Here is a 23,457-nt window from a genome sequence, read left to right as displayed (position 1 = left end):
ACGCATGATGAACTGGTCTGGCAGACGAAGTGGTGGCGAAATCGTCCATGAGGCGCCTGACCGGGATTTCTCCGATCCGCAATTGACGACACCTCCTCCCTTGATGCCACCTCATTCGCCCGAACCCGATCAGAAGCGCGCGCCGATCGCTCTTGCACTGGGCGGAGGTGCAGCGCGCGGCTGGGCTCATATCGGCGTGCTGAGGGCGTTGGACGAAGCCGGTATCAAGATCGGCATGATCGCCGGCACCTCGATCGGCGCGTTGGTCGGTGGCTGCTATCTCGCCGGCAAGCTCGATGAGCTGGAGGCCTTCGCCCGCAGCCTCACCATGCGGCGCATCGCGGGGCTGCTCGATTTCACGATCCGCGGCGGTGGCCTCTTCGGTGGCATGCGGCTCAACAACCGCATGAACGAGCACCTGGAAGGCATCGACATCCAGGATCTCGACCGACCCTTCGTCGCGATCGCCACCGAGGTGACGACAGGCCACGAAGTGTGGATCACGCGCGGTTCGCTCGTGACCGCCATCCGGGCATCCTATGCGCTGCCGGGGATCTTCGAGCCGGTCAAATGCAATGGCCGCACGCTGGTAGATGGCGCGCTCGTCAATCCCGTTCCGGTCTCCATCTGCCGCGCTTACGAGGAGCCGCTGGTCGTCGCGGTCAACCTGCATTACGATCTCTACGGTCGTTCCGCTGTCATCAAGCACAGCGCCTCGGCGCCCTCGCCCGACGAAGTGTCCCTCAGCCGCCGCCAGGCCGAGAACCGCACGACATTCACGGACCGCGCCGAACGCCGTTTCGGCATGACCGGCGTGATGGTGGAGGCCTACAACATCATTCAGGATCGCATTTCGCGCGCGCGTCTTGCCGGCGACCCGCCCGATCTCTCGATCCTGCCGAAGTTGTCCGACATCGGTCTTTCGGAATTCCATCGCGCGGACGAAGCCATCGCGCGTGGCTACGAGGACGCGCGAGCGCACATCCGGGAAATCGATCGGCTCCAGCGCGTGCTCGTGCGCTAGGCGACTGTCAGCGAGATGCCTCGACCGTGGCTGTCGCAGGCTCCAGCGGCGCTTCGAGCCCCAGTTCCCGCGCCACCATCTGCACCATCCGCAAAAGAAGCCGCCGGCTGTCGTCCGCCGAAAAGGCATCGACTTCGAAGAGCTGCAGGCATCTCAAGCCTTCGATCGCAAGAAATGCGAGATGGGCAAGGTCCGGATCGTCGGACTCGGCCTTCAACCGCGCCACGAGCTCTCGCTGATAAAGCCGCATGGGCTCGATGAAGCTCGGATCTTCGGCAATCGCTGCGAGAACGCCGCTTGCTGGCTTTTGCTTGGACCCGCATTCCGCTAGAAACGTATCCACGACGGCGAGAGACAGCGCATTCGGCTTCCCGCGGTGCCGCAGCTGGGCGGCTTCGAGCGCTTGGCGATGCTGTGAGATGTGCATCTCGACCAGCGCCTCCATCAGCTTCGCCTTCGTCGGGAAGTTATAGAGAAGCCCGCCTTTCGACAGACCTGCCCGCTGGGCGACCGCATCCAGCGACAGATTGCCGGGACCGACGTCGCGGGCAAGCTCATTGGCGGCTTCCAATATGCGTTGTCTTGAATTCCGGGTGATGATGCCAATCTCCAAAAGATATCGTGCCGACGCTGCCTATCACGGCTTGACAATACCGTCCAGCCGGTACAGTTAAGCACAACATAAGACATAGTGCGGTGCAGCATCGATTTTGCGCGCCGCTTTTTCTGTGATTTTCAGCGACACTCCCCCGGAGCATTTCGAGCCATGATAAAAAGATTCCTGATCGCCTTCGTCTTGCTCGCGGTGGTCTGCGGGGGCTTGGTCTATTTCAACATCTTCCGCAATCAGGCGATCGAGAACTTCTTCGCCACGATGCAGCAGCCCGCCCTGCCGGTGCAGACCGTTACGGCAGAACCGGCGAGCTGGCAGCCCGGCATCGAGGCGATCGGCACCGTCAGCGCTGTCCGCGGTGTTGACCTCGCCGTTGAAGCCGGCGGTGTCGTTCGCGAGGTGAACTTCACGTCGAACGACGCGATCGAGGAAGGAACCGTGCTCGTCCAGATCGACGACCAGATTGAGCAGTCGAACCTGATCGCGGCACGCGCCAACCTTACCTTGGCCGAACAGACGCTTGCCCGTGCCCAGCAGTTGCGCACGCGCGGCGTCAGCGCCGAATCGAGCCTGGAAGAAGCGGAAGCGAACGCTCAGGCAGCACAGTCTGAAATCGCCTCGCTGAACGCAACCCTGAGCCAGAAGGCGCTGGAAGCACCGTTCTCGGGCACAATCGGCATTCCGCAGGTGGAAGCCGGCCAGTATGTCACCACAGGCACGGTCGTCGCCACGCTTCAGGACCTGTCGCGCATGCGCGTCGATTTTTCGGTTCCTGAGCAGCAGCGCAGCCAGTTGCAGATCGGCCAGACCATTCGCGTGGGCACGGAAAACGGCAGCTTCGATTATAGCGGCACAATCGTCGGCATCGAGCCGCGCATCGATCCGGCGACCCGTCTCGTTTCCATCCGCGCCGAGGTGGAAAACACCGAGGAAGCCCTCAATCCAGGCCAGTTCGCCCGCGTGCGTGTCGAGCTGCCCGAGGAGCCTGACGTCATCGCGCTGCCGCAGACGGCCATCGTCTCGAGCCTTTACGGCGACTTCGTCTATGTCGTGCGCGAAGCGTCGGAAGAGCAGGAACAGGCTGCCGAACAGGCAGCGGAACAGGCCGAGGAAATGCCCGAGGCAGCAGCCGCTGCGCCTGCCCCGGCAGAGGATGCGGGCCCGACGATGGAGGCGCGTCAGGTCTTCGTGACGACTGGTCGCCGCAACGGTTCGCTGGTCGAAATTGCCGAAGGTCTCTCGGCAGGCGACATCGTCGTTTCGGCCGGCCAGAACCGCCTGTCCAACGGCGCACTCGTCACCATCGATAAGAGCGAGAGCCCCTTGAACCGCGGTAATCCGCAGACAGCCGAGCAGGTAGCGCAATGAACATTCCAAATACCTTCATTCAGCGCCCGGTTCTTTCCACGGTTCTCGGCTGCCTGATCCTCCTGCTCGGTTTCCAGGGCCTTTTCAGTCTCTCGGTGCGTCAGTACCCGGAGGTCGAGGAAACCGTCGTCACCATCAACACGGTCTATCCCGGCGCCAACGCCGAGCTGATCCAGGGCTTCATCACGGCCCCGATCGCCGCCGCCGTCTCCACCACCGAAAACATCGACTACGTCACCTCGCAAAGCCGCGCGTCGAGCAGCACCGTGACCGTCCAGATGGAACTGGGTGCCGATCCCGATATCGCGCTCACGGAAGTGATGTCGAAGGTGCAGCAGGTCCGGGGCCAGCTGCCGTCGCAGTCTGAAGACCCGATCATCACCAAGGGAACGGGTCAGCAATTCGCGATCATGTATCTGGCGGTCCAGAACCCCAACATGACTGCCGAGCAGCTCACCGAATATCTGGAGCGCGTGGTTCGTCCCCGCATGTCCACCATCGAAGGTGTGGCCGAAATCCAGATCCTCGGTGCGGCGAACTACGCCATGCGCGTCTGGATCGACCCGATCCGGCTCGCTGCGCGTGGCGTGACAGCATCCGAAGTCACCCAGGCCATTAACGCCTCCAACTTCCTGTCGGCGCCAGGCCGCACTGAAAACGAATATGTCGCCCAGGCGATCACCCTGCAGTCGACGCTGCAGACCCCTGAGGCTTTCGGCCAACTGCCGATCGCATCCGATGGCGACAACGTCGTGCGGCTCACGGATGTTGCCGAGGTCGAACTGGCTGCCGAAAGCACCGACACGATCGTCAACTTCAACGGCGAGCCTGGCATCTTCATCGGCATCTTCCCGACTCCGTCGGCAAATCCGCTCGACACCGCCGATGCCGTTCTCGCAGAACTGCCAGCCATCAGCGACACGCTGCCGGACGGCATGTCGATCGAGATGGTCTACAACGCCACCGAGACCATCAGCTCCTCGATCGAGGAAGTCTTCAAGACGATCGCCGAAGCCGTCGTCATCGTGATCGTTGTCATCCTGCTGTTTCTCGGATCGTTCCGTTCCACGCTGATGCCGATCGTGACGATCCCGCTGTCGCTCATCGGCGTCTGCTTCTTCCTTTTGGTGCTTGGATATTCCATCAACCTCCTGTCGCTGCTGGCCATGGTCCTCGCGATCGGCCTCGTCGTCGACGACGCCATCATCGTGGTCGAGAATATCCACCGCCATATCGAAGAAGGCATGGATCCGATGGCGGCCTCCAAGAAGAGCATGGAGGAGATCTCGCTCGCCATCGTGGCCATGACGATCACGCTCGCTGCCGTCTTCGCACCCATCGGCTTCACCGGCGGTCTGACCGGCTCGCTCTTCCGCGAGTTCGCGTTCACGCTCGCAGGCGCCGTCATCATCTCGGGCATCATCGCACTGACCATCACCCCGATGATGAGCGCCCGTATTCTGAAAGCCGGCAATCACAGCCGCTTCCAGCGCTTCATCGACCGCACCTTCGAGCGTCTGGCAAACTGGTATGAGCGCATGGTCTCCGGCTCGCTCAACTACCGGCCGATCACGATGATGGTCACCATCAGCCTGATGGCATTAACCGGCTTCCTGTTCATGCAGACGTCAAGCGAACTCGCGCCGGAAGAAGACGAAGGCGCCCTCTTCTCGCTGGTGACTGCTCCCCGTTATGCCACGAGCGAATACACCAGTGCCTTCGTCGACCAGCTGGCTGATGCCACCAGCGACATCGACGAAGTGCGTGCGCAGTTCTCCATCGTCGGCATGGGTGGCGAAACCAACAGCGGCTTCGCCGTTTGGGGCCTGAAGGACTGGGGCAGCCGCGAGCGTTCCCAGGCCGAAATCCAGCAGGACATTCAGGGCCGCATCGCGCCGGTCAACGGCGTGCAGGCGCTCGTCTTTGCACCGCCTTCGCTCCCGGGCGCCGGCGGCGGGCTGCCGATCTCCATGGTGGTTCAGTCCACCGGTGATCCAAGCCAGGTCTACGAAGTGGCCGAGCAGATCCGTCAGGAAGCCCAGGCCTCCGGCCAGTTCATCATCGTGCAGAACTCTCTGTCCTACGACAGCCCGCAGATCACGATGACGATCGACCGCGACCGTGCGGCGGCGCTCAATGTCCCGATCAGCGACATCGGCAACACGCTGAACGTTCTCGTCGGCGGCGGTGCCGTTGCGCAGTTCGATCGCGATTCAAACAGCTACGACATCATCACCCAGGTGCCGCAGGAATATCGCGACAACCCCCAGGCTCTGACGGACTTCTTCATCCGCTCCACCACGGGCACGATGATCCCGCTGTCCTCGGTCGTCAGCGTCGAGACAGGCTCTGCGCCGGCCTCGATCGAGCAGTTCAACCAGCTGAATGCAGCCACGATCTCGGCCCTGCCCCTGCCCGGCGTCACCACCGGCCAGGGCCTGCAGACGATCGTCGATATCGCCAATCCGCTTCTGCCGGACAGCTTCTTCCTGGAATATTCCGGCCAGTCGCGTCTGGAAGTCCAGCAGGGCAACACGATCCTGATCGCATTTGCGCTCGCCATCGTGGTCATCTATCTCGTGCTCGCCGCGCAGTTCGAAAGCTTCCGTGACCCCTTCATCATCATGATGTCGGTTCCGCTGTCGATCTTCGGTGCGATCCTCCCGCTCAATCTCGGGCTCGGCACGATCAACATCTACACCCAGGTGGGCTTGATCACGCTGATCGGCATCATCACCAAGCACGGCATCCTTCTGGTGGAATTCGCCAATCAGCGGCGTGAGGAAGGCTATCCGATCCGCGAGGCGATCGTGGAATCGGCCAAGGTCCGCCTGCGGCCGATCCTGATGACCACCGCCGCTCTGGCGCTCGCCGTCGTGCCTCTGATGATCGCGTCCGGCGCTGGTGCAGCCGCCCGGCAGGCCATGGGTCTCGTGATCTTCTCCGGCCTGTGCATCGGAACGCTGTTCACGCTCTTCGTCGTGCCGATGTTCTACACCTACATCGCCAAGCCGGAATCGGCGATGAAGCGGCATGAAACGAAAGATGTGCCTTCTGGCCACTCCCCTTCACCGGCTCCGGCCGAGTGAGGAACGGGCGATAGCCCGTTCGGTCTGACCTCCCGAGCAAGACCAAAAGAAACCCGCCGGATCGCTCCGGCGGGTTTCTTGCATTTCAGTGCAATGAGCGAGCGGCGCTTACTGCGGCAGCTGGTCGTCGATGCCTTCGACGTAGAAGTTCATGCTCGACAGAGCCGCATCGTCAGCAACCGCGCCTTCGGCGAGCCACTCGGTGCCGTCCTGCTTGTTGATCGGACCGGTGAAGGGGTGGAACGCGCCAGAACGGATCGACTCCTCGGTCGCCTCGGCCTGTGCCTTCACGTCGTCCGGCATGTTGGCATATTCCGCCATCACGACGTGACCTTCGGCAAGACCGTCCCAGGTTGCCTGCTGTTCCCAGGTGCCGTCCATGACAGCTTCGATGCGCTCGACGTAATACGGGCCCCAATCGTCGATGATCGAGGTCAGCTGTGTCTCGGGACCGAACTCGATCATGTCCGACGCCTGGCCGAAAGCGAAGATGCCGCGCTCGGCTGCCACCTGCATCGGGCCGGTCGAATCGGTGTGCTGCGTCAGGATGTCGACGCCCTGGTCGATCAGCGCACGGGCGGCATCGGCTTCACGGCCTGGGTCGAACCAGGTGTTGACCCACACGACCTTCAGCTCGAAGTCCGGATTGATCGACTGTGCGCCGAGCATGAAGGCGTTGATGCCCTGAACCACTTCCGGGATCGGGAACGAGCCGATGTAGCCCGCCGAACCCGTTTCCGACATCTCGGCCGCGATCTGGCCGATGATGTAACGGCCCTGGTAGAAGCGCGAATCGTAGGTGGCGACGTTCGGATGGTCGCGCTTGTAACCGGTGGCGTGCTCGAACTTGATGTCCGGGTAGCGCTCGGCAACCGCGTTGGTGGCGTCCATGTAGCCGAACGACGTCGTGAAGATGATGTTGCAGCCCGACCGTGCGAAGCGCTCGATGGCGCGCTCGGCATCGGCGCCTTCCGGCACGCTTTCGAGGAACGCCGTTTCCAGGCGGTCACCGAAATGCTCTTCGGCGAAGAGGCGGCCTTGGTCGTGCTGGTAGGACCAGCCGAAATCGCCGACGGGGCCGACATAGATGAAGCAGGCCTTGACCTGGTCCATCTGTGCGGCTGCGGGACCGGCGAGCATGATCGCGCTAGCCGAAGCGGCGAGAGCGAGGAGCATTTTTTTCATGTTGTTGCCCTTGGTTGTTTGGAGGTTGAACTGGAATCCCGATCCGTCCTTCTGTGACATCGCCTCAACCTATCTTTCCGGAACGAAGGGCTGGCCGAGCGAGGCGGGACGGTTGATGAGCGTCAGGCGGCGATCCATCGAAATCAGGACGAGAACGACGATCGTCGCGAGATAGGGAAGCATCGATACGAACTGCGAGGGAATGCCGACACCAAGTGCCTGGGCATGCAGTCCGCCGATGGAGACAGCGCCGAAGAGATAGGCGCCGGCAAGAAGACGAAGCGGCCGCCAGGAAGCAAAGACCACCAGCGCCAGCGCGATCCAGCCGCGCCCGGCCGACATGTTCTCCACCCATTGCGGCGTGTAGACAAGCGACAGATGCGCGCCCGCAAGGCCTGAGCACACGCCACCGAAGAGCACCGCGAGATACCGCACGCGGATGACTGAAACACCGAGCGCATGGGCGGAACCGTGATTGTCGCCGATCGCACGCAGCCTGAGGCCGGCGCGCGTCCTGAACAGGAACCAGGCGACACCGATGACCAGACCGATCGACGCGTAGAACAGAAGATCCTGCCCGAACACGATCCGGCCGATCACCGGGATGTCGCTAAGGACGGGAATGTCGAGAACCGGCAGGCGCACGCCCGGAAGCCCGATGAAGCTCTCCCCGATCATGCCGGAAAGCCCGAGCCCCAGGATCGTGAGCGCAAGACCGGTCGCCACCTGGTTGGCAACAAGCGTCAGCGTGAGAAAGCCGAAGAGCAGCGAAAACGCACCACCTGCGATCATGCCGCAAACCACACCGACCAGCGCTGATCCGGACATCTGCGCGCCGGCAAAGGCGCACACCGCGCCCATGATCATCATGCCTTCCACACCGAGATTGAGGACGCCTGACCGCTCGACCACCAGTTCGCCGATGGCGGCGAGCACCAGCGGTGTCGCAGCTGTCATCACCGAGATCAGAACGGCTTCGTAAAAGCCCATCAGCGTGCCTCCACCGGTGCGGACGACTGGACAGGTGCCGCCGTAACATTCGCCACCTTGACGGTGGAGCGCAGGCGGATGCGATAGTGGATCAGCGTGTCGCAGGCGAGCACGAAGAACAGAAGCGCGCCCTGGAAAAGCCGCGCCACCTTGTCGGAGACGCCGATCGAAATCTGCGCCGCTTCGCCGCCGAGATAAGTGAGCGCGAGAACGAGGCCGGCGGCGACGATGCCGAGCGGGTTCAGGCGACCGAGGAACGCGACGATGATCGCGGTGAAGCCGTAGCCAGGCGAAATCACCGGCCGCAATTGCCCGATCGCGCCGGAGACTTCCGCGATGCCTGCAAGCCCGGCCATCGCACCGGAGAAGATAAAGGCGAAGAACACCATCTTGGTTGCCGAAAAGCCGGCGAAGCGCCCTGCCCGAGCTGACTGGCCCAGCACCGAAATCTCGAAGCCCTTCAACGTGCTGCGCATCATGAACCAGGTCGCGAGCGCAGCGACGATCGCGAAAATCAGGCCCCAATGCGCCCGCCCCCCGTCGAGGATCTCCGGCAGGATCGCGGAGGCGTTGAAATTCCGCGTCTCGGGAAAGTTGAAGCCTTCCGGGTTGCGCCACGGTCCGCGCACCAGCCAGTCGAGAAAGAGCTGCGCCACATAGACGAGCATCAGGCTCGTCAGGATCTCGTTCGTGTTGAACTTTGCCTTGAGAAGCGCCGGGATCGTGGCGTAAAGCGCGCCGCCGATGGCTCCGGAAATCATCATCAGCGGCAGCACGAGCGGCGATTCCCACCCGTGGAACATCACCGGGATGATCGAACCTGCGATGGCGCCCATCACGAACTGGCCTTCGGCGCCAATATTCCAGTTGTTGGAGCGAAAACACACCGAAAGCCCGACCGCGATCAGGATCAGCGGCGTCGCCTTGATGGCAAGCTCATGCAGCGACCAGCCGACGAGCAGCGGATCGATGAAGAAATAGAACATCGCCTCGGCTGGGTTCTTGCCGAGCGCCAGAAATAGGATCGCCCCGACAATCAGCGTCAGGCCAAGCGCGATGAAGGGCGACAGGATCGAAAAGAGCTTGGATCGCTCCGGACGCTTTTCCAGTTCAATGCGCATGGGCAGCCTCCGGCATTGTATCGGCCTCGGGCGCCGCACCGCCCATCAGCAAGCCGATCCGCTCGCGCGTCAACGTCCGGGCCGGCTCCGAAGCGCTCAGCCGCCCGTGATGGATGACGGCAATCGAATGTGCGATCTCGAACACTTCGTCGAGATCCTGGCTGATCACCACCACCGCCGCGCCGGATTTTGCCAGATCGACGATCGCCTGGCGAATGCGGCTTGCGGCGCCGGCATCCACGCCCCAGGTGGGCTGGTTGACGATCAGCACCGAGAGATTGCGATCGAGCTCACGCCCCATGATGAATTTCTGCAGATTTCCGCCCGACAGCGCCGATGCATGCGGATCGACGCCGGATTTCCGGACATCCATCGCCTTGATCACCCGTTCGGTCGCGGCCCACACGGCATCGCGCTTCAACAGGCCAAGCCCGCCGCCGAGAAAGGTCTTCGCATCCGATGCATGGCGCGCCAGCACCATGTTGTCGGAAAGCTTCATCTGCGAGACGGCGCCGTGCCCGTGGCGTTCTTCCGGCACGAATCCGCAGCCGAGCAGGCGCCGCTCGGTGATGCCCTTGCGGCCGACATCCTGACCGGAGAGCCGCACGGCATCGGCGCGGCTGGTGGTCACCTCGCCTGACAGCGCATCGAAAAGCTCGCTCTGCCCGTTGCCGGCCACGCCCGCGATCGCGACCACTTCACCGCTATGGACGGTAAGATCGATGTCCTTCAGCGACACCGCAAACGGCGTGCGCGCCGGAAGGCTCAGTCTACGCGTTTCGATCAGCACCCTGCCGTCGCCGGCATTCGCCCCGATCGTCACGTCGGCCACATCCCCGCCGACCATCATCCGTGCCAGCGAAGCGACCGTCTCCTGGCGCGGATCGCAGGCGCCCACGACCTTGCCGTGACGCAAGACGGTCGCGCGGTCGCAGATGCGCCGCACCTCTTCCAGACGGTGACTGATATAGAGGATCGAACGGCCTTCGCTGCGCAGCTTCTCCAGCGTCTCGAACAGCCGATCCGCCTCCTGCGGTGTCAGCACCGATGTCGGTTCGTCGAGAATGATCAGCTGCGGATCCTGCAGGAGTGTCCGCACGATCTCGATGCGCTGGCGTTCGCCTACGGAAAGGTCCGCCACGAGCGCGTCCGGATCGAGCGGCAGGCCATACCCTTCCGACAAGGCCCGCGCCCGTTCTGCGATCTGGCCGATCGGCACGCTGTCATCGAGCGAAAGCGCGATATTTTCGGCGACCGTCAGCGCTTCGAACAGCGAGAAGTGCTGGAACACCATGCCGATGCCGAGATGGCGCGCCGCAAAAGGACTATTGATCGAAACGGGCTCGCCCTTCCAGACGATCTGGCCGGCATCGGGCGCCAGCACCCCGAACAGCATCTTGACCAGCGTCGACTTGCCGGCGCCGTTCTCGCCAAGCAGCGCATGGATCTCGCCGGGCGCGATTTCGAGGCTGATCGCGTCACAGGCCTTGAGCGTGCCGAAAATCTTCGTCAGGCCGGCAAGCGCGAGCAATGGCGCTGAAGATCGGTTATCGCTTGCCTGCACGCTTCAAGATCCTGACAGCACGATGGTTACCAGTCTAGGCCACCGATTGTGCAATGAACGCAACTGCACAATGCTTCACCATTCCACCGGCGATTTCAAGGGATCAGCAGCGTCGTACCCGTTGTTTTCCGTGCTTCAAGATCACGATGTGCCTGAGCGGCATCGGCCAGCTTGTAGCGCTGGTTCACGTCGATCTTCACCTTGCCGCTTTCGACCATGTCGAACAGCGCCTTGGCTGACGCCTCCAGTTCAGGCCTGGTCGCGTTGTAGGTGAAAAGCGTCGGCCGCGTCATGTAGAGCGAGCCCTTGCGCGACAGAAGACCCACATCGAAATTCTCGATCGGGCCGGATGACTGGCCGAAGCTGACGAAGAGACCACGCGGGCGAAGACAATCCAGCGAACCCGGGAATGTGTCCTTGCCGACAGAATCGTAGACGACGTCGCAGCCGCGTCCCCCGGTGATTTCCTTCACGCGCGCGACGAAATCCTCGCTGGAATAGTCGATGACATGGTCGTAACCGGCCGCGCGTGCCAGATCCGCCTTGGCTGGCGAGCTCACGGTGCCGATGATGGTCGCGCCGACCGCGCGAGCCCACTGGCCGGCAATGAGGCCGACGCCCCCGGCCGCGGCGTGGAAGAGAACCGTTTCGCCGGCTTTCAGCTCATGCGTCCGGCAGAAGAGATATTCCACCGTCATGCCCTTCAGCATCATGGCCGCGGCGGTTTCGAGATCGATGGCGTCCGGCACCTTGACGAGCTTGTCGGCCGCGATCAGCCGCTCTTCCGCGTAGGCACCAACGGCGCTGACATAGGCAACGCGATCACCGACCTGCAGGTAATCCACGCCTTCGCCCAGCGCCACCACCTCACCGGCGCCTTCGCCACCCGGAATTACGGGCAGGCCGTTCGGTGCCGGGTACAGGCCGGTGCGGAAATAGACGTCGATGAAATTGAGGCCGATGGCCGCCTGGCGGATCAGTGCTTCTCCCTTGCCGGGCGCGCCTACAGTCACATCCTCATAGGCAAGAGCCTCCGGTCCGCCATGCGCATGCACCACGATCGCCTTGGTCATTTTGTCCTCCTCGAAAGCTGTCAGATATGCTCAGGCCGCGCGAGCGCCGAGCTTTGGAAACCATTGCATGATCCCGCCGATCACCGAGAGATAGAGCGCGCTGAGGCTCACCGCCCATTGCAGCCACAACGGGCTGTCGAAGTGCAGGAGCAGCGCCCAGCCGGACAGCACGCACCAGATCAGGAAGATCGGTAGGTTCAACGCCCGCAGCCGGATGACGCGCACGGGATGCAGGAAATAGATCGGCAGGAAGGTCAGGATCACCGCCACGAACACGACGATCATCGCCGTCCATTCGCTCGCCTCGATCGCAAAAAGCGTGAAGACCAGCATGTTCCAGACGACCGGGAAGCCGGAGAAGAAATTCTCGGACGTCTTCATGCCCATATTGGCGTAGTAGATCGCGCTCGAAATCACGATCAGCGCCGCGCAGACGAACGACATGATCTCGCCGATCATCCCGCTCTGATAGAGCGCGAATGCCGGGATCAGCACGTAGGTCACATAATCGATCACATTGTCCAGTTGTTCGCCCGACCACCCCGGTAGAACTTCCTTGACGTTCAGCCGCCGCGCGATCGGACCATCAATGCCATCGACGAGCAAGGCGAAGCCGAGCCACCAGAACATGTCGACGAAGCGCAGTTCAGCCGCTGCAACGACTGCAAGGAATGCCAGATAGGCACCTGATGCCGTGAGAATATGCACCGAAAAGGCGCGGATCTCGGCATAAGGCAGACGCCGGTAGCTGTAGAGTTTGGTGCCGATGCGGCGCAAAAGGGTCATGCGATGAGGCTATCCATGTCGGAGCGGACAGGCAACGCCGACGATTACCGACGCCCCAAGACCAATGCGCGATAGGTGCGTCGATGACTAGAACCTATTGACAACATACACAATTATGTTGCCGCTGCGGCCTTTGATCCCTGCCCATTGCAGCCGGGATCGACGATCCCATTTTCAGCGTTGAAGCTGAAGCAGCAAAAGGCTGGAGCGTGACACCATGACGAAGACATTCGATGCGGTCGTGATCGGTGGAGGCCTTGCCGGCTGTGCCGCGGCGCTCTTGCTCGCCCAGGGCGGCCGCTCGGTCGGCTTCGTAGCACCGAAGGCACCGGTCAAGGATGGCCGCACCACCGCCCTGTTGATGCCGTCGATCGCGCTTCTGGACGAACTCGGCGTATGGTCGCACCTCAACGGCAAAACGGCCCCTCTGCGCACCATGAGGATCGCCGATGCGAGCCGCAGGCTGCTGCGCGCCCCGACCGTCTCGTTCAATTCCTCGGAGATCGACGAGGATGCCTTCGGCCACAACGCCGCCAATGCCGATCTGCTCGCTGCACTCGACGACCGGATCGCCGAGACGCCGTCTATCACCCGCTTCGACCAGCCGGCGCGCTCCGTTTCGCCGGAAGCCGCAGCACCCATCGTCACGCTCGCGGACGGCATGGAAATCGAAGGCCGGCTAATCATCGCTGCCGATGGCCGCAATTCCGTGGCGCGTGAGGCTGCGGGCATCAAGACACGTGTCTGGTCCTACCCGCAATCGGCGATCGTTCTGACATTTTCGCACAAGCTGCCCCACCGGGATGTCTCGACCGAATTCCACACGGAAGAAGGTCCATTCACCCAGGTCCCGCTTTCCGGCAACCGATCGAGCCTCGTCTGGGTGGTGAAACCCGAGCACGCAGAGCGCATCATGGCGCTCTCGCCGGACGCGCTGAACCGCGAGATCGAAGACCGCCTGCAGTCGATCCTGGGCACCGTCACGGTCGACAGCGAACTTCAGCGCTTCCCACTGTCCGGCATGGTGGCGGAAAACTTCGGCCGCGGTGCCATCGCGCTCGTTGGCGAAGCCGCCCACCTCTTCCCGCCGATCGGCGCGCAGGGCCTCAATCTCGGCATGCGCGATGTGGCAGAGCTGCGCAATCTGCCCGCTCAGCTAGAAGACCGGGCAAGCGTCGAGGCCGCAATTGCCAAATTTGATCGCGCGCGCCGCCCCGATATCGTCAGCCGCACCCAGGCGGTCGATCTTCTCAACCGGTCGCTGCTCAATGGTTTGCTCCCGGTGCAGTTTGCCCGCGCCGCTGGCCTCACCCTGCTCGCCGGCACCGGTCCCGTAAGGCAGTTGGCGCTGAAGGAAGGCATGAAGCCCGGCAGCGCGCTCACTGGTTTTGGTGGTCACTTAAGGGAACAGATCCGGCGGAAGCGCGCCGGAAGTGATCGCGAGCAGCAGCGCTGACACGGTCACGACCGAGCCGGCCGTGGTGATCAGCACGGTCGCCGACGCCCTTTCGATCCAGACGCCATATTGCTGCGCCAGCACGAAGACATTCGTCGCCGTCGGCAAGGCTGCCAGAAGAACTGCCGTGAAAACCCAGATCGCCGGAAAATCGCCGGCCGCCGACAATGCGACGTACATGGCAAGCGGGTGAAGGATCAGTTTTACCGGAACGATATAGCCAAGCTCGACCGGCCGCTGCTTCAGCGGCCGCAATGCAAGCGTCACGCCCATGACGAAGAGCGCCGACGGTGCGGCTGCCTGCGACAAATATTCGACGAGGCGTGAGACGGAGCCCGGCAGCGTCAGCCCGGAAGCGGCGACAGCTATGCCGAGCACCATGGAAATGATGAAAGGATGGAATGCGATCCGCTTCGCAATCCTCACCACCAGCTGCAGCGGCCGCCTGTCCCGACCGCGCCCGGCCGCCATCAGCATCGGCGTCACCGAGAAATGCAGGATGTTTTCGAAGCAGACGATAAGCGCCACCGGCACGGCCGCGCGTTCACCGAACGCAAGGATCGCCAGCGCCGGACCCATATAGCCGATATTGCCATAGGCGCCCGCCAGACCCTGAATTGTCGCATCCTCGATCGGCGCCCCCCGCAGGCGCCGGCCCACAAAGAATACCGCCAGAAAGATCGCGAAGGTGACAGCGATGTTGACTGCGATGAAATCGAACCGCGCCAGGTCCTCGATCGGCGTATCGGCCAGAAGCCGGAAGAAGAGCGCCGGCAGCGCCACATAGATGATGAAGACGTTGAACCAGCCAAGCGCCTCTTCCGGCAGCCGCACAATGCGCGCAGCAATGTAGCCGATCAGGATCATGCCGAAGAATGGCAGAACGAGTGCGAAAACTTCGGCCATGGAGGGGGATCGCCACGTGACAGGAAAGTCCTGACTAGGCGGCGTCACGCGTGTGCGTCAAGTCGCACCTCTTGCCATCGCCCCGCCCGCCGCCCATTTAAGCGTTTAGAAATGGACGTGAAATCGATGCAAGAGAGACAAGCCAAATTCCATATCGGCCAGATCGTGCGGCACCGGGTCTACCCGTTTCGCGGGGTGATCTTTGATGTCGACCCCACATTCTCGAACACGGAGGAATGGTGGAACGCCATCCCCGCTGAAGTGCGCCCCCGCAAGGACCAGCCCTTCTACCACCTTTTCGCCGAGAATGCCGAAACCTCATATATTGCCTATGTTTCGGAGCAGAATCTCGTGCCCGATGAGAACGCCCAGCCCGTGCGCCATCCTCAGGTGCTGGAAGTCTTCGAAGGTCCGACCGACGGCAGCTATCGGCCCCGCGGCCCCATTGGCCACTAAAGCTCGATCGGTGTGAATCGAAAGGCCCGGGTCGCACATGCGACCCGGGCCTTTAATGTCCATACGAAGACCGCGCCGGTCAGTTCGACTTGGCGGCTTCCTGGGCTTCTTCGAGGCGCTGGCGCGCTTCGGCAGCCTTGCGCTGCATCTCTTCCTGAAGCACTCGCTGGCGCTCTTCCAGTTCCGACTGCGCCATGGCTTCCCCATCGAATGCTTGGGTGAAGCCCGACAGCGAGATGCTGATCGGGTTCGGCGCACGCTGGAAGTTGACGGACGTGAAGACGACCTCGCGGCCGCGCTTGAATTCCGCCACGACAGCATCGCTCAACGGAACTTCCGCCACGCATTTGTCGGGCATGCAGACGGCGAAGTCGAGCTTGGTGGCCTGTCCGCCATCGATCTGCATGTTGATGCCCGGCTGGACGAGGCGCGCCGAAGGCACGGAAACCTGCATGACGCGCTGATTGACCTGGCCCTCGACCGAAATCAGGCCGACGGCGGTCAGAAGCTGGCCATTGCCGGCGGCGACGATGTTCTGGACGACGCAGACGTCGTTTTCAGCCTGCTGGGTGCATGCCTTGTACCAGCCCTGGGGCGCCTGCCCGGAAGCCGGTGCCTGCGCCTGTGCCATGGCGGGCGAAGCCATCACGGCGAAACCCATGGCCGCTGCAAAGACGGCACTGCCCGCGGCGGCCGTCTTGGTGCTGATCGCGTTCCTGACGCTCATTGGCTTCTTCGTCTCCTCAATCGTCTCTTCAAGAGTGTGTTCGATCCGGCCCCGCGACGACGCATCCCGTCTCGCACGCCCCCGATATCGCCCCGTCCTGTTGGCCAAATACGGCATTACAATGGCTCGCAGGATCGCCTCGGCGATACGTCAGCGGCCTCGTTACACCCGTTTGATCCCAATATCCACTAGAACCCGATCGGCAATAGCGATTGCAGCAACCACCATCATATCGCCCCAACACAAGCTCAGGCATGACCTCATGCGAGACCAGGGGCGATCGTGTTAGGGTTTCGCGAATCAAATCAGCATTGATACGCCGCCGGAGTTTCATTCATGGGTCGCTTTTCTCCGACCGTGGCGCTCGCCATTGCCGCCGCCTTCCTGCCGGCGCTTCTGTCGCCTGCCTCCGCCGAACCGGTTCATGCCATCGCCATGCATGGCGAACCGGCCCTTGGTCCGGATTTCGAGCACCTGCCCTATGTCGATCCCGATGCGCCGAAGGGGGGCAGCATAGCCTACGGCGTGGTCGGCACGTTCGACAGCCTCAACCCGTTCATCCTGCAGTCCATGCGCACCACGGCGCGTGGCGTCATCGACCAGGAATATGGCAACCTCGTCTACGAATCGCTGATGTTTCGCAGCCGCGACGAGCCCTTCACGCTCTATGGCCTGATCGCGGAGACCGCCGAATGGGATGAGGAGCGCAGCTTCATCGAGTTCCAGATCCACCCGGAAGCTCGTTTCTCCGATGGCGAGCCCATCAAGCCGGAAGACGTGATCTTCTCCTTCGAATTGCTCGCGGAAAAAGGCCGCCCGCCCTATTCCACCCGGCTGAATTTCGTCGACAAGCTCGAAAAAATCGGCGAGCGCGGCGTGCGCTTCACCTTCGGCGAAGATGCGAGCCGCGAATTGCCATTGCTGATCGCAATGAGCCCGATCCTGCCGAAGCACGCGATCGATCCGGAGACCTTCGACCGCTCCTCGCTCAAGCCCCCGATCGGTTCCGGCCCCTATCTGGTCTCCAAGGTCGAGCCCGGCCAGCGCATCACCTTCGAACGCGACCCCGATTACTGGGCCCGCGACCTGCCGATCAAACGCGGCCAGGACAATTTCGACACGGTGACGGTGGAGTATTTCCTCTCGGCGAGCTCTCAGTTCGAGGCGTTCAAGCGCGGCCTCTTCGACGTCTTTCCCGAGGGCAGCCCCACCGCCTGGGCGCGGTCCTACAATTTCCCGGCCATTACCGATGGCCGGATCGTTAAGGATGAGTTCCGCCCCCAGCTTCCCTCCGGCATGCTGGGCTTCGTCTTCAACACGCGCCGCGACATCTTCGCCGATCGGCAGGTGCGCCAGGCGCTTGCCATGCTCTTCGATTTCGAATGGGCAAACCGCACGCTCTTCGACGGAGCCTACACGCGCACGCAGAGCTACTGGCAGGGTTCCGACTTCTCGAGCCTGGAAACACCCGCCAATGCGCTGGAGAAGGACCTGCTCGCACCGTTCCCCGATGCCGTAATGCCCGAAATCATGGACGGCAGCTTCACCATGCCACGCACCAGTGGCGCCGGTCGAGACCGCGCAAGCCAGCGTGCCGCCTATGATCTGCTGCGAGAAGCCGGCTACCGTATCGAGGGCGGTCGCATGGTCGATGAGAACGGCCGGCAGTTGTCCTTCGAGGTGATGACACAGAACGAAGGCCAGGAGAAGCTCGCGCTCGCCTACCAGCGCACCCTCACCTCTCTTGGCATCGCCATGCGCATCCGCACGGTCGACGACGCGCAGTACCAGCAGCGAAGCCTCGCCTACGACTACGACATGATCGTCAAGTCCTACCCGTCGACCCTTTCTCCCGGCGCCGAGCAGAACTGGCGCTGGCACTCCAGCTCGCGCGATCCGCAAGGCACCTTCAACTTCGCCGGTGCCGCCGACCCGGCGATCGATGCGATGATCGACGCGATGCTCAACGCCCGCAGCGATGAAGAATTCACCGCTGCTGTTCGCGCTTTCGACCGGGTGCTGCTGTCGGGCTGGTATATGGTGCCGCTCTACCACGTCGAAGAACAATGGGTCGCACGTTGGGCCCATATCGAACGGCCGGAAACAACTCCCATATATGGCTATACGCTGCCCACATGGTGGGACGGCCGCGTGGCCGGCGAATAGGCGCCGAACGCAACAAGCGCATCCGAGGAGAGGATCACGCCATGAAGACAATCCGCATCGACGTGATCTCGGATGTCATGTGCCCCTGGTGCTATATCGGAAAGCGCCGGCTAGAAGGCGCCGTCGCAGCGCTCGATGGCGATGTCGCAGTCGAGATCAACTGGCGCCCCTATCAGCTCGATCCGACGCTGCCCAAAGAGGGCAAGGACCGCGCGCGCTATCTCGAAGAGAAGTTCGGCGGGCCCGAGCGCGCCGCAGCCATCTACGAGCGGGTGCGCGAGGCGGGCCGCGAAGAAGCGATTCCCTTCGACTTCGACGCGATACCCGTCTCTGCCAACACGCTTGATGCCCACCGCCTGATCCGCTGGGCCGGTGAACAAGGCCGCATGGCCCAAGATCGCGTCGTCGAAAGCCTGTTTCGCAAGTACTTCACCGAAGGCGCGCATATCGGCGACGACCAGACCCTGCTCGATTGCGCCGAGGAAGCAGGCCTCGACCGCGCCGTCGTCGCCACCAAGCTCGCCGGCGATCTCGACCGCGCCACCGTCTCCGCCGAAATCGAAAACGCCGGCCGCATGGGCGTCCAGGGCGTGCCCTGCTTCATCCTGAACAACAAATACGCCATCAGCGGCGCCCAGCCCGCCGCAACGCTCGCCGACGCGATCCGCCAGGTCGCCGCCGAAGCGGCTGCAGCCTGAGATTGGCGAAAGCCGTGGACCGAGCGTAGAATGGGACTTTGAGCAGTCGGAGCAGCCCCATGACCGATAAGGATTTGCGACACTTGGAAGAGGCCATTAGGCGAACCGGGGAAGTCGCGGCCGAGCTGGGACGCGCTGCCGGCAAACCGATCTTCTACACCGATCCCGCGCATCCTGAGGGTATTATCAAGGAATACCCTGACGGATCGCGAGACCTGATCGATCGAAAGCTCGGCGAGGAACGTCTGCTGGCACAGCTTGGACCACGTCTGCCGAACCATGCAGCGGCAGAGTAAGGTCTGCATTATCCTCGCTGGACCGAACGGTGGTGGCAAATCCACCATCCATCAGGCGCTTGCACTCGACCCGCCTTTTGTGAATGCCGACGATATTGCGCGTCGCCTCTCGCCCGGTTTACCCGAGAGTGCCGCTATGGAAGCTGGACGTTTGGCCCTGTCCCGACTCGAATAGCTGTCTGCTCATGGAACGAGTTTTGTTTACGAAACGACCTTATCCAGCGCTCAATCCATACGGCTGATGCGACGGTGCAAAGTTCTAGGTTACCGCATACGCCTGATATTTGCGGCGCTTGAAAACGCCGACTTGCACATACGGCGCGTACATGAACGCGTGGACCGTGGAGGACATGCCATCCCTGAGGATGTGATCCGGCGCCGCTACGACACGTCGTTTCAACGCCTTACCGAAGCGCTCGAAATTGCAGACCAGATCACGCTGATCGACAATAGTGGTTTTGGGGCACGCGTGGTCCTGGCGATCGAGGATGGTCACGTCGTCCAATCGAACGTTGAAAAAGAAAGGCCGCTCGACGCAAAGTTCGTCGAAGCGGCCCAGCTTTATTCAGAAAAGTAGGCGTTCAGCCCCAACCTCACCCGTTCACAGCCACCTTGCGGGACTGGTCGTCGCGGCCGCCCTTGAGCAGTTCCGCGACGAGGAAGGCGAGTTCCAGCGCCTGGTCGGCGTTGAGCCGCGGATCGCAATGGGTGTGGTAGCGGTCCGACAGGTCGTCGGCGGAAACGGCACGCGCGCCGCCCGTGCACTCGGTCACGTTCTTGCCGGTCATCTCGATGTGGATGCCGCCCGGGTGCGAGCCTTCGGCCCGGTGGATCTGGAAGAAGCTTTCGACCTCCGACAGGATCCGCTCGAATGGCCGCGTCTTGTAGCTGTTCAGCGTGATTGTGTTGCCGTGCATCGGATCGCAGGACCAGACGACCTTCTTGCCTTCGCGCTCGACGGCGCGGATCAGCTTCGGCAGGTGCTCGGCGACCTTGTCGTGGCCGAAGCGCGCGATCAGCGTCAGCCGCCCGGCTTCGTTGCCCGGATTGAGGATGTCGATCAGCTTGAGCAGATCGTCCGGCTGCAGGCTCGGTCCGCATTTCAGGCCGATCGGGTTCTTGATGCCGCGGCAGAACTCGATATGGGCGTGATCGGCTTGGCGTGTGCGGTCGCCGATCCAGATCATGTGACCCGAAGTGGCGTACCAGTCACCCGAGGTGGAATCGACGCGCGTCATCGCCTCTTCATAGCCGAGCAGCAGCGCTTCGTGGCTCGTGAAGAAATCGGTTTCGTTGAGCGAGCGGTTGCTCTCGGAATCGATCCCGATCGCCTTCATGAAGTCCATCGTCTCGGAAATCCGATCGGCGAGCTTGCGGTAGCGCTCGGCCTGCGGGCTGTCCTTGACGAAGCCGAGCATCCACTGGTGCACGTTGTCGAGGTTGGCGTAGCCACCCTGCGCGAAGGCGCGCAACAGGTTCAGCGTGGCCGCCGACTGCCGGTAGGCCATGATCTGGCGCTCCGGGCTCGGAATGCGCGAGGCTTCGTCGAACTCGATGCCGTTGATGATGTCGCCGCGGTAGGAAGGCAGCGTCACGCCGTCCTTCGTCTCGTTATCGGACGAGCGCGGCTTGGCGAACTGGCCGGCAATGCGACCGACTTTGACGACCGGCTGCTGCGCTCCGAACGTCAGGACGACGGCCATCTGCAGGAACACGCGGAAGAAGTCGCGGATATTGTCCGCGCCATGCTCGGCGAAGCTCTCGGCGCAATCGCCGCCCTGAAGCAGGAAGCCCTCGCCCTCGGCCACGCGGGCAAGCGACGTCTTCAACTTGCGGGCCTCACCGGCAAAAACGAGCGGCGGAAAGCTGGCCAGACGCGCTTCGGCAGTCTTCAGCGCCTCCAGATCCGGATAGGAGGGGACCTGCTGGATCGGCTTGTCGCGCCAGCTTGTGGGGTTCCATGTCTGTGCCATAACGCTCACCTGTCGGCTCTTCCCTGACGACGGACATGCCCTGCCCGCCGTTCGAAGCCGGGCTTATAAACCCAAAGCACGCGTCAAGCAAAGGCCGCGCAACGAATAGACTTCAGGCGACGTAGCGCGCGCCATTTTCTTGCAGCAGCCGATCGAAGAGTGCGCGATCTTTTAACGAGAGGCTCACTGCCCTGGGATAGATCGGCCAATCCCGGTCGCCGAGGATCGGCGTGTCGAAATGCGCAGTTCCTCGAATGAAGTGTTGAAGCCCTTCCAACCCGTGCTCGCGCAGGAAGCCCTTCAGCACTGCATCGAGATAGGATTGCAGGATCGGGCATTCCTCCGGGCTTGCCTCCGGCGGATCGGCCTCGTAGATATAGACCGGGCACCCGTCTGGCACCCCGTCGCCCAAAACCGTCAGCGTTTCGAGCGGCACGTGCCGGCGCTGGTAGTCGTTTTCGCGCAGATCCACCGCTGCGAGATTGTCCACATGGTCGAACACCAGAAGCCCGTCGATCTCGCTTTCCGGCGCAGGCCGCACGGTCAAAAGCGATGCATGCACGGCGCGATCGGCGGCAAGCCCCGCGTCGGGGCGTGGCTGCCATTCGCGCCGCCAGCCTGAAACGCGCGCAGGCCGCGCGCCGACGATGTGGGTGCGCAGCGTCTCGCGGTTGACAAGCGATCCGTAGCCGAAATAGGCAACCAGCGCGCCCTCCGCGGCCAGCCGCGAAAGCGTTCCGTCATCCACCGGACGATCCTGCATGTTGCCCCGCTCCTGTTCGACGTTAGCGGGGCGCTCATGCCATGCGGTTGTACGCGGCTCAACCCGAGGCGCTGGATTTGAAGCTTCTACTGAACGAGCCGCACCGTCTCCGGTCCAACGAGCACCTCGACGGGGCACTCGATGATCACGCGAATATCATCGTAATCGCGGTCGCTGCCGCCATTCTCCGGAGGACGGTCCTCGAAGCCATAATAGCGAAACTTGCCCGGCGCGCATGCCGCGGTCGAGATCTGCGGGTTGCGGTTCTTTCCTTCCGGAATGACACCGCCCCTGCTCTTCGGCTTGCACTGCTCGAACGTATCGCACAGCACCGTCTCCACGAGACGAAGCCCTCCTAGATCGTAACTTTCAACGCCGTTCTCGATCACCGTGTCGGTGTAGTAGGTGTATTGCCGCCGCGTCGATTTATCGGGATCATCCCCATAATGCTTGGCCTCGCGGACGTTCCAGAGCTTCAGGCTCAACGCCTCGCCTGCCCCGCAAACGGGCATCTCGACGTTGTAATGGCCACCATTGTTGTCGGCGATCGGTGTCATCTGCGAGCGGCCGGGCGACTTATCGCCGTTAGCAGAAGAGCCGCCCCTGCCGCCACCGGCATTGGCCTTGGCATCGGCGGCCTTGCGGGCATCGAAACAATAGACGGAGACGCGGTTATAATCCCATGCCTCGGGGTCAAGCTGTGCAACCTTCGGAGCCGTGTAGACGTAAGCCGCGCCCTTGTAACGGGCCGTGCTCGTGGCGCCGATGCTGACCGGCCCGGTCTGCAGGATGCTGCCGATCGAAGTGCGCATCGTCAGCGCGGCCGTCACCTGGAAGTCGCTGATCGACACCCATTCGCCATCCAGGACCACATCGGCGAGATCGCCTCTGAATGCGAACCTGTCGCTCAGATTGCTTCTGAACCCGTCCAGCAACGCCGCGTCGTCGGCATTGACGCCGTTGGCGGCAACTGCGAGCGCGATCTTGTCGGCCTCGTGTTTCATCTGAAAGCGAATGTTCGACGCCTTGGTATAATCCACCGCAAGGCCTGCGGCTCCCGCGACAGGAACGAGCAGAAGCCCGAACAGAATGCCGAACTGGCCAGACTTCTCCTGGCGAAATCTCCGTAGAATACGCATCACCCAACCCCGTCTTTTGGACGTTTCGGGGTGACCCTAACGACGAGGCCTTACGGTCGGACTT

21 protein-coding genes are annotated in these 23,457 nt (G+C 62.5%); 9 read left to right on the top strand and 12 right to left on the bottom strand.

From position 1 onward, the window contains the following. The first annotated feature begins 4 nt into the window (after positions 1–4). Positions 5–1,024 (top strand): patatin-like phospholipase family protein, encoded by a 1,020-nt coding sequence (locus PU133_RS10800; RefSeq protein WP_404861729.1) that lies wholly within the window; start codon positions 5–7, stop codon positions 1,022–1,024. Between the two features lie 7 nt (positions 1,025–1,031). Here the strand turns inward: PU133_RS10800 and PU133_RS10795 are convergent, their stop codons facing one another. After that, positions 1,032–1,595 carry a TetR/AcrR family transcriptional regulator gene (locus PU133_RS10795; RefSeq protein ID WP_245451272.1) on the bottom strand — a complete coding sequence of 188 codons (564 nt, stop codon included), beginning with the start codon at positions 1,593–1,595 and terminating at the stop codon, positions 1,032–1,034. Between the two features lie 195 nt (positions 1,596–1,790). Between PU133_RS10795 and PU133_RS10790 the strand changes: the two genes are divergently transcribed. Continuing rightward, the gene (locus tag PU133_RS10790) at positions 1,791–3,005 is read left to right on the top strand and encodes an efflux RND transporter periplasmic adaptor subunit (protein WP_404861728.1); all 1,215 of its coding nucleotides are present in this window, start codon (positions 1,791–1,793) and stop codon (positions 3,003–3,005) included. Beyond that, positions 3,002–6,094, top strand: coding sequence for an efflux RND transporter permease subunit (locus tag PU133_RS10785; RefSeq protein WP_404861727.1), 3,093 nt, complete (start codon positions 3,002–3,004; stop codon positions 6,092–6,094). The genes PU133_RS10790 and PU133_RS10785 overlap by 4 nt, the downstream gene beginning before the upstream one ends. A 108-nt stretch (positions 6,095–6,202) precedes the next feature. Here the strand turns inward: PU133_RS10785 and PU133_RS10780 are convergent, their stop codons facing one another. The 6 genes from PU133_RS10780 to pcsA all read right to left on the bottom strand — a co-directional run bounded on the left by PU133_RS10780 (position 6,203) and on the right by pcsA (position 12,813). Next, complete coding sequence (locus tag PU133_RS10780; RefSeq protein WP_404861726.1) at positions 6,203–7,279, bottom strand: BMP family ABC transporter substrate-binding protein; 1,077 nt, start codon at positions 7,277–7,279, stop codon at positions 6,203–6,205. Positions 7,280–7,348: 69 nt separating this feature from the next. Then, positions 7,349–8,269: an ABC transporter permease gene (locus tag PU133_RS10775; protein ID WP_404861725.1), complete on the bottom strand. Its 921-nt coding sequence runs from the start codon at positions 8,267–8,269 to the stop codon at positions 7,349–7,351. Continuing rightward, the gene (locus PU133_RS10770; RefSeq protein WP_404861724.1) at positions 8,269–9,390 is read right to left on the bottom strand and encodes an ABC transporter permease; all 1,122 of its coding nucleotides are present in this window, start codon (positions 9,388–9,390) and stop codon (positions 8,269–8,271) included. The genes PU133_RS10775 and PU133_RS10770 overlap by 1 nt, the downstream gene beginning before the upstream one ends. Beyond that, positions 9,380–10,954, bottom strand: coding sequence for an ABC transporter ATP-binding protein (locus PU133_RS10765; protein ID WP_404861723.1), 1,575 nt, complete (start codon positions 10,952–10,954; stop codon positions 9,380–9,382). The genes PU133_RS10770 and PU133_RS10765 overlap by 11 nt, the downstream gene beginning before the upstream one ends. 95 nt (positions 10,955–11,049) lie before the next feature. After that, a complete protein-coding gene (locus PU133_RS10760) occupies positions 11,050–12,027 on the bottom strand; it encodes a quinone oxidoreductase family protein (protein WP_404861722.1) in 978 nt (325 codons plus the stop codon). 30 nt (positions 12,028–12,057) lie between these two features. Next, a complete protein-coding gene (pcsA, locus tag PU133_RS10755) occupies positions 12,058–12,813 on the bottom strand; it encodes a phosphatidylcholine synthase (RefSeq protein WP_126010127.1) in 756 nt (251 codons plus the stop codon). A gap of 217 nt (positions 12,814–13,030) precedes the next feature. On the opposite strand from pcsA, the gene PU133_RS10750 reads away from it, so the two are divergent. Next, entirely contained in the window at positions 13,031–14,269 is a 1,239-nt protein-coding gene (locus PU133_RS10750) for a UbiH/UbiF family hydroxylase (RefSeq protein ID WP_404861721.1), read from the top strand. On the opposite strand, the gene PU133_RS10745 is transcribed toward PU133_RS10750, so the two are convergent. Further along, the gene (locus tag PU133_RS10745; RefSeq protein WP_404861720.1) at positions 14,213–15,175 is read right to left on the bottom strand and encodes an AEC family transporter; all 963 of its coding nucleotides are present in this window, start codon (positions 15,173–15,175) and stop codon (positions 14,213–14,215) included. The genes PU133_RS10750 and PU133_RS10745 overlap by 57 nt on opposite strands. Positions 15,176–15,301: 126 nt before the next feature. Between PU133_RS10745 and hspQ the strand changes: the two genes are divergently transcribed. Beyond that, a complete protein-coding gene (gene hspQ, locus PU133_RS10740; RefSeq protein ID WP_245451271.1) occupies positions 15,302–15,631 on the top strand; it encodes a heat shock protein HspQ in 330 nt (109 codons plus the stop codon). 79 nt (positions 15,632–15,710) lie between these two features. On the opposite strand, the gene PU133_RS10735 is transcribed toward hspQ, so the two are convergent. Beyond that, positions 15,711–16,292 carry an invasion associated locus B family protein gene (locus PU133_RS10735; protein ID WP_404864509.1) on the bottom strand — a complete coding sequence of 194 codons (582 nt, stop codon included), beginning with the start codon at positions 16,290–16,292 and terminating at the stop codon, positions 15,711–15,713. Between the two features lie 402 nt (positions 16,293–16,694). Between PU133_RS10735 and PU133_RS10730 the strand changes: the two genes are divergently transcribed. From PU133_RS10730 to PU133_RS10715, 4 genes are all read left to right on the top strand, one after another. Further along, positions 16,695–18,524: an extracellular solute-binding protein gene (locus tag PU133_RS10730; RefSeq protein ID WP_404861719.1), complete on the top strand. Its 1,830-nt coding sequence runs from the start codon at positions 16,695–16,697 to the stop codon at positions 18,522–18,524. A 41-nt stretch (positions 18,525–18,565) separates the two neighbouring features. After that, positions 18,566–19,222: a DsbA family oxidoreductase gene (locus tag PU133_RS10725; RefSeq protein WP_404861718.1), complete on the top strand. Its 657-nt coding sequence runs from the start codon at positions 18,566–18,568 to the stop codon at positions 19,220–19,222. Positions 19,223–19,281: 59 nt separating this feature from the next. After that, the gene (locus PU133_RS10720; protein ID WP_404861717.1) at positions 19,282–19,518 is read left to right on the top strand and encodes a hypothetical protein; all 237 of its coding nucleotides are present in this window, start codon (positions 19,282–19,284) and stop codon (positions 19,516–19,518) included. Between the two features lie 241 nt (positions 19,519–19,759). After that, positions 19,760–20,095 (top strand): hypothetical protein, encoded by a 336-nt coding sequence (locus tag PU133_RS10715; protein WP_404861716.1) that lies wholly within the window; start codon positions 19,760–19,762, stop codon positions 20,093–20,095. Positions 20,096–20,111: 16 nt separating this feature from the next. On the opposite strand, the gene PU133_RS10710 is transcribed toward PU133_RS10715, so the two are convergent. From PU133_RS10710 to PU133_RS10700, 3 genes are all read right to left on the bottom strand, one after another. Beyond that, the gene (locus tag PU133_RS10710) at positions 20,112–21,491 is read right to left on the bottom strand and encodes a class II 3-deoxy-7-phosphoheptulonate synthase (protein WP_404861715.1); all 1,380 of its coding nucleotides are present in this window, start codon (positions 21,489–21,491) and stop codon (positions 20,112–20,114) included. Between the two features lie 112 nt (positions 21,492–21,603). Next, positions 21,604–22,254, bottom strand: coding sequence for a gamma-glutamylcyclotransferase family protein (locus PU133_RS10705; RefSeq protein ID WP_404861714.1), 651 nt, complete (start codon positions 22,252–22,254; stop codon positions 21,604–21,606). Positions 22,255–22,340: 86 nt separating this feature from the next. Beyond that, a complete protein-coding gene (locus tag PU133_RS10700; protein WP_126010116.1) occupies positions 22,341–23,393 on the bottom strand; it encodes a TadE/TadG family type IV pilus assembly protein in 1,053 nt (350 codons plus the stop codon). Between the last annotated feature and the right edge of the window lie 64 nt (positions 23,394–23,457).

The organism is Georhizobium sp. MAB10 (genome assembly GCF_045012825.1).
GTDB lineage: Bacteria > Pseudomonadota > Alphaproteobacteria > Rhizobiales > Rhizobiaceae > Georhizobium > Georhizobium profundi.
The sequence above is the reverse complement of the archived record's forward strand: the minus strand, read 5'-3'. Positions and strand labels throughout refer to the sequence as shown.

Excerpts from the sequence above, each read along its gene's own strand:
- PU133_RS10800 (WP_404861729.1), top strand. The coding sequence starts at position 5 with ATGATGAACTGGTCTGGCAGACGAAGTGGTGGCGAAATCGTCCATGAG.
- PU133_RS10790 (WP_404861728.1), top strand. The coding sequence starts at position 1,791 with ATGATAAAAAGATTCCTGATCGCCTTCGTCTTGCTCGCGGTGGTCTGC.
- PU133_RS10785 (WP_404861727.1), top strand. The coding sequence starts at position 3,002 with ATGAACATTCCAAATACCTTCATTCAGCGCCCGGTTCTTTCCACGGTT.
- PU133_RS10780 (WP_404861726.1), bottom strand. The coding sequence starts at position 7,279 with ATGAAAAAAATGCTCCTCGCTCTCGCCGCTTCGGCTAGCGCGATCATG.
- PU133_RS10775 (WP_404861725.1), bottom strand. The coding sequence starts at position 8,269 with ATGGGCTTTTACGAAGCCGTTCTGATCTCGGTGATGACAGCTGCGACA.
- PU133_RS10770 (WP_404861724.1), bottom strand. The coding sequence starts at position 9,390 with ATGCGCATTGAACTGGAAAAGCGTCCGGAGCGATCCAAGCTCTTTTCG.
- PU133_RS10760 (WP_404861722.1), bottom strand. The coding sequence starts at position 12,027 with ATGACCAAGGCGATCGTGGTGCATGCGCATGGCGGACCGGAGGCTCTT.
- pcsA (WP_126010127.1), bottom strand. The coding sequence starts at position 12,813 with ATGACCCTTTTGCGCCGCATCGGCACCAAACTCTACAGCTACCGGCGT.
- PU133_RS10750 (WP_404861721.1), top strand. The coding sequence starts at position 13,031 with ATGACGAAGACATTCGATGCGGTCGTGATCGGTGGAGGCCTTGCCGGC.
- PU133_RS10745 (WP_404861720.1), bottom strand. The coding sequence starts at position 15,175 with ATGGCCGAAGTTTTCGCACTCGTTCTGCCATTCTTCGGCATGATCCTG.
- hspQ (WP_245451271.1), top strand. The coding sequence starts at position 15,302 with ATGCAAGAGAGACAAGCCAAATTCCATATCGGCCAGATCGTGCGGCAC.
- PU133_RS10735 (WP_404864509.1), bottom strand. The coding sequence starts at position 16,292 with ATGGGTTTCGCCGTGATGGCTTCGCCCGCCATGGCACAGGCGCAGGCA.
- PU133_RS10730 (WP_404861719.1), top strand. The coding sequence starts at position 16,695 with ATGGGTCGCTTTTCTCCGACCGTGGCGCTCGCCATTGCCGCCGCCTTC.
- PU133_RS10725 (WP_404861718.1), top strand. The coding sequence starts at position 18,566 with ATGAAGACAATCCGCATCGACGTGATCTCGGATGTCATGTGCCCCTGG.
- PU133_RS10720 (WP_404861717.1), top strand. The coding sequence starts at position 19,282 with ATGACCGATAAGGATTTGCGACACTTGGAAGAGGCCATTAGGCGAACC.
- PU133_RS10715 (WP_404861716.1), top strand. The coding sequence starts at position 19,760 with ATGCGACGGTGCAAAGTTCTAGGTTACCGCATACGCCTGATATTTGCG.
- PU133_RS10710 (WP_404861715.1), bottom strand. The coding sequence starts at position 21,491 with ATGGCACAGACATGGAACCCCACAAGCTGGCGCGACAAGCCGATCCAG.
- PU133_RS10705 (WP_404861714.1), bottom strand. The coding sequence starts at position 22,254 with ATGCAGGATCGTCCGGTGGATGACGGAACGCTTTCGCGGCTGGCCGCG.
- PU133_RS10700 (WP_126010116.1), bottom strand. The coding sequence starts at position 23,393 with ATGCGTATTCTACGGAGATTTCGCCAGGAGAAGTCTGGCCAGTTCGGC.